This is a genomic window from Streptomyces sp. C (assembly GCF_000158895.1).
GTDB classification, from domain to species: domain Bacteria; phylum Actinomycetota; class Actinomycetes; order Streptomycetales; family Streptomycetaceae; genus Streptomyces; species Streptomyces racemochromogenes.
Genome location: NZ_GG657750.1, coordinates 1,455,527 through 1,460,157, shown reverse-complemented (window position 1 = coordinate 1,460,157; position 4,631 = coordinate 1,455,527). Strand labels below are relative to the sequence as shown.

At 70.9% G+C, this 4,631-nt stretch carries 6 protein-coding genes; 5 read left to right on the top strand and 1 reads right to left on the bottom strand.

All coding sequences use genetic code 11. The annotated features are described in order from the left end of the window. Positions 1-46 precede the first annotated feature (46 nt). From SSNG_RS06345 to SSNG_RS06325, 5 genes are all read left to right on the top strand, one after another. Positions 47-328: a hypothetical protein gene (locus SSNG_RS06345; RefSeq protein WP_007262981.1), complete on the top strand. Its 282-nt coding sequence runs from the start codon at positions 47-49 to the stop codon at positions 326-328. Then, a complete protein-coding gene (locus SSNG_RS41880; RefSeq protein ID WP_007262980.1) occupies positions 325-1,917 on the top strand; it encodes a cyclic nucleotide-binding domain-containing protein in 1,593 nt (530 codons plus the stop codon). The genes SSNG_RS06345 and SSNG_RS41880 overlap by 4 nt, the downstream gene beginning before the upstream one ends. Beyond that, positions 1,833-2,174, top strand: coding sequence for a nuclear transport factor 2 family protein (locus SSNG_RS06335; protein ID WP_007262979.1), 342 nt, complete (start codon positions 1,833-1,835; stop codon positions 2,172-2,174). Before SSNG_RS41880 ends, SSNG_RS06335 begins: the two co-directional genes overlap by 85 nt. An 85-nt stretch (positions 2,175-2,259) precedes the next feature. Next, entirely contained in the window at positions 2,260-2,904 is a 645-nt protein-coding gene (locus SSNG_RS06330; protein ID WP_042800619.1) for a TMEM175 family protein, read from the top strand. Between the two features lie 74 nt (positions 2,905-2,978). Next, entirely contained in the window at positions 2,979-4,265 is a 1,287-nt protein-coding gene (locus SSNG_RS06325; RefSeq protein WP_007262977.1) for a transposase, read from the top strand. An 81-nt stretch (positions 4,266-4,346) separates the two neighbouring features. Here SSNG_RS06325 and SSNG_RS06320 read toward each other — a convergent pair. Next, a partial coding sequence (locus SSNG_RS06320) for a hypothetical protein (RefSeq protein ID WP_063749874.1) occupies positions 4,347-4,631 on the bottom strand: 285 nt, incomplete at its 5' end.

Genomic DNA, 4,631 nt, shown 5'->3' with positions numbered 1-4,631 from the left:
TCTCGCTGGGCACCGGCTCCGCGGCCGTGCTTAACTCGCCACCGCCGTGCTCGGCAGCGGCTGGGGGGCCGCCTTCCTCGGCTCCTTCCGCGCCCTCAGCGCGCTCGCCGAGCCCGCGCACCGGGGGGAACTCACCGCCGCCGTCTACGTCTTCGCGTACCTCGCCATGAGCGTCCCGGCGGTCCTCGCCGGACTCCTGACCAACATCCACGGGCTGCAGCGCACCTCGGTCGGCTTCATGGCGGCCGTCGCCGTGGTGTGCGCGCTGGCCCTGCTGACGACCCTGCGGCTGGCCGCGCGCACGAGGGCCGAGGGGAGCACCGCATGAACACCGCAGAACTGCGAACGGCGCTGCGCGGACTGGAGATCTTCGCGCAGCTCACCGAGGACCAGCTGGACTGGCTGGCCTCCGTCTCCGATCCGCGCGTCCTCGCCGACGGGGAGGTCCTCTTCCGCGACGGCGAGGAGGCCACCGGCTTCCACGTCCTGCTCTCCGGCGGGCTCGTCGTCACCAAGGTCGTCGACGGCCGGGAGGAGGTCCTCACCCGGCACTCCACCGAGGAGGAGAGCGCGGCCGCCGAGGACCACGACGGCAAACCCTCCGCCGCGCACCGCTTCACCGGGGAACTGCCCCTGCTGACCGACGGCTCCTACGTGGCCACCGCGTCCGCCAGCGGGCCCGCCACCACCGTCGTCGCCTATCCCAAGCCCGTGTTCTTCGAGATGCTGACCCGCTGCCACGGGGTCGCCGCCGTGCTGATCCCCGTACTGGCCTGGCGGATCAAGTCCTCCGAGGTCCAGGCCCGCAAACGGGCCACCGTCGAGGCCCTGGGCACCCTGGCCGCCGGCCTGGCGCACGAGCTGAACAACCCGGCCGCGGCGGTCGCCCGCGCCGCGCAGGAGCTGGCGCCCGCCCTGGACCGGCTCACCGCCACCGCCTGCGCGTGGGGCGCGGCCGCCGCCGGCGCGGAGCGCCCCGTCCTGGACCGGCTCGCCGAGGAACTGGACAAGCTCCCGCCGCCGGACACCACCGACCCGCTCGCCCAGGCGGGCGCCGAGGAGGAGATCGCCGACTGGGCCGAGGAGGCCGGCGCGGAGCGCCCGGGGCTGCTCGGCTCCGGCGCCGCCGACCTCGGGCTGGAGCTGGGCTGGCTGCTGGAGCGGCTGGAGGGCGTCGGCGAGGCCGCCCTGCCCGCCGCCCTCGACCACCTGGCGGCGCTGCTGGAGGCCCGCTCGCTCGCCGCCGAGCTGCGCGCGGCCGGGCCCCGGATCTCCCAGCTGGTCTCGGCCACCCGGGACTACGCCAACCTCGACCGCGCCCCCGAGCAGCGGTTCTCCGTGCCCGACGGCCTGGAGAACACCCTGATCGTGCTGCGTTCGAAGCTGCCGGGCATCACCATCGTGCGCGAGTACGAGGCCGGGCTGCCCGAACTGGACGGCTACCCCAGCGAGCTGAACCAGGTGTGGACCAACCTGGTCGACAACGCGGCCGAGGCCATGGAGGGCTCCGGAACCCTGACCCTGCGGGTGCGCGCCGAGGGGGCCTGCCCTGGTCGTGGAGATCACGGACACCGGCCGCGGGATCCCCGCGGACTCCCTGCCGCGGATCTTCGAGCCCTTCTACACCACCAAGGACGTCGGCAAGGGCACGGGCCTCGGCCTGCACCTGAGCTACCGCATCGTGACCCAGCGCCACCGCGGGTCGATCACGGCCCGCTCCAGGCCGGGGGAGACCCGGATGGTCGTCCGGCTGCCGCTGAACGCGGCCGCCGCCTGCGCCGCACCGCCCGCCGGAGCCGAAGCAACCTCCACACCCTGAAAGGGAGTCGAACATGGCCAAGTACGACATCGCCAGGCTGCACCCGGTCTTCGTCCGCCAGATGGACGCGCTGGCCGCCCTGGACATCGAGGCGGTGATGAAGAACTACACCGACGACGCCGTGCTGCTGCGCTTCGAGGGGGCGTCGGTGGGCATCGAGGCAGTTCGCGAGACGTTCACCGGCTATCTCACCCTGAAGCCCACGCTGGTCGAACTGCAGGAGTACATCGAGACCGAGGACACCATCTTCTACAGGGCGATCATGAACCTGAACGGCGAGCCGGAGAACGCGTTCGGGACGCTCGTCGTCCGCGATGGCCGGATCTGGCGCCAGACGGCCGGCTTCGGCAGCTGACGGCCCTTTCCTGGGTAGCGTGAGCGGGGAGGGCGGAGACCGCGCCCTCCCCGCACGCGTGAATGAATTTCACGAAGGGGAGGCCATGGAGCAGGAAACCAACCGGGTGGAGGCGTTCAGCGACGGCGTATTCGCCATCGTGATCACCATTCTGGTGCTGGAGTTGAAGGTTCCGGAAGAGCAGGGGTCGGAGCTGTGGCACGGACTCTGGGAGCAATGGCCGCACTACGCGGCCTACATCGTGAGTTTCCTCATCATCGGCGTGATGTGGGTGAACCACCACACGATCTTCAGTCACCTCAAGCGGGTAGACCGGCCGCTGTTGTTCCTGAATCTCCTGGTACTGATGGTGGTATCGGTGATTCCCTACACCACCAACGTGCTAGCCGAGCACCTCACCGACGGGAAATCGGCCAACGTGGCCGCAATCCTCTACAGCGCGTGGACCGTCGTGTACGCTCTCGCCTTCCTGGCCTTCTGGTGGTACGTCACCAGGGTCGGCCACCTCTTCCACGAAACGGTGGACAAGGAAGGGGCCCGGGCCACCCGCGTCCGATTCGGGCTCGGCGCGGTCGCCTACCCCTTGACCGTCGTTCTGTCCTTCTTCTCGGCACCTCTCACTCTCGTCGCACACTTCCTGATCGCCCTCTACTACGCGGCGAACCAAATCCCGATCCCGCTCGTGGTAGAGGAAGAGCGGCTCGAATCTGCCAGCGACCTCAGGAAGTAGCCGCCGGGGCCTACGGCCGTTCTCCGCGGTCCAGTAGGGTCAAGGATCTAGTCTTGGTCGCGGGGGAGGCCCAGATGGTTCGCGCAGTGCTGCCGGAGGATTCCACCAGGGAAATCTCCGAATTGATCGACGATTTGATCTCGCTTTTCTTCGAGTCCTTACCGAGGAGGGATCAGCGGAACTGGGCCCGCGTTTATCTGGACGGGCTCGTCCGCACCACCGGGAAGAAAACAATCCGAAACATCGCCGGAACAGGGGCGAGTTCCGTCGAGCAGAGCCTCCAGCAGTTCATCAGCAAATCACCGTGGGACTGGACCCCCGTACGCCGGTCCCTCGCCCAGCACATCGAACGCACCGCGCAGCGCCCGCTGGCCTGGGTGGTGCAGCCCATGGTCATCGAGAAGGCCGGCGACCGCTCCGTGGGCGTCGGCCGGCAGTTCGTACCCCAGCTCGGCCGCACCGCCAACTGCCAGCAGGCCTCCGGGATCTGGCTCGCCTCCAGCGAGGCCGGCTTCCCCGTCGAATGGACCCTCACCCTCCCCGCCCCGTGGACCGGCGAACTGCTGCGCCGCCGGGCCGGGATCCCCGACACCGCACGGTCCCTCACCCCCGCACAGGACGCCGTGCACGCCGTACAGCGCATGGCCGCGACCTGGCAGCTGCAACGCCGCCCGGTCGTCATGGAGGTCTCCAACACCGACCTCCCGCAGACCATCGACGCCTTCGCCCTCCAGGACATCCCCTTCGTCCTCAAGGTCGACGGCTCCCTGCCCGTCTCCTTCGGCGGCACCGGCCGCCACAAGCCCGGGCCGTACACCGCGCCCGCCCGCGAACTGATCGACTCGCTGCGCTCCCAGCGGCGGGTCGTCGAATGGACCCGGCACGGCCGCACCGAGGGAGCGGTGACCCTGCTCACCTCGGCCGCCATACTCGCCACCCCCGGCGAGGAACGCCCCGCGCCCGCGCCGCCCGCCCCGCTGCTCCTGATGGGCGCCTGGACCGAGACCTCCCTGCTGCCCTCCGAGTTCTGGATCACCAACATCGGCGACCGGCCGCTCGCCCAGCTCTTCCTGCTGGCCAAACTCACCGACCGGGTCGCGCTGGACTTCACCGAGACCTGCGAACCCGTCGGCATCCGCGACTTCGAGGGCCGCTCCTTCCGCGGCTGGCACCACCACGCCACCCTCGCGAGCGTGGCCCACGCGGCCAGGCTCCTCGGCACCGGCGGGCGGACCCCCGACCCGGTGCCCCGCAGCGCCCCCGCCCGCTACCAGGGCCCCGGCGCCCCCCGGCCGCCGGCCGTGCTGCCGCCCCGGCCCCTGATCCCCGGGCAGTCGGCGCGCCGCGCCTACATCCGCTGATGCCGGCACCCCGCCGGGGGTGACCGTACGGAGTCCGCGGTGCGCGGCCCGTACCGGGCGCTCCCGGCGGGGCGCCCGCCGCTACCCGCCCTGGCCCTTCACGTGGTCGATGACCTCGCGGAACTCCGCGGTCGGGGAGAAGTCGACGTACTCGGTGTCGGCGAGGGCCACGGGGACGTGCCCCGGCCCCCAGTAGAAGGCGTCACCGGCCTCGTACTCCTCGTCCCCGTCCGCCGTGCGCATCCTGAGCCGGCCCTTGAGCAGGTACCCCCAGTGCGGGCACTGGCACATGTCCCCGGGCAGGCCCCTGACCGCATCGGTCATGTCCGTCCCCAACAGAAGGAGGCGGAAGAACCCCACGCTGAG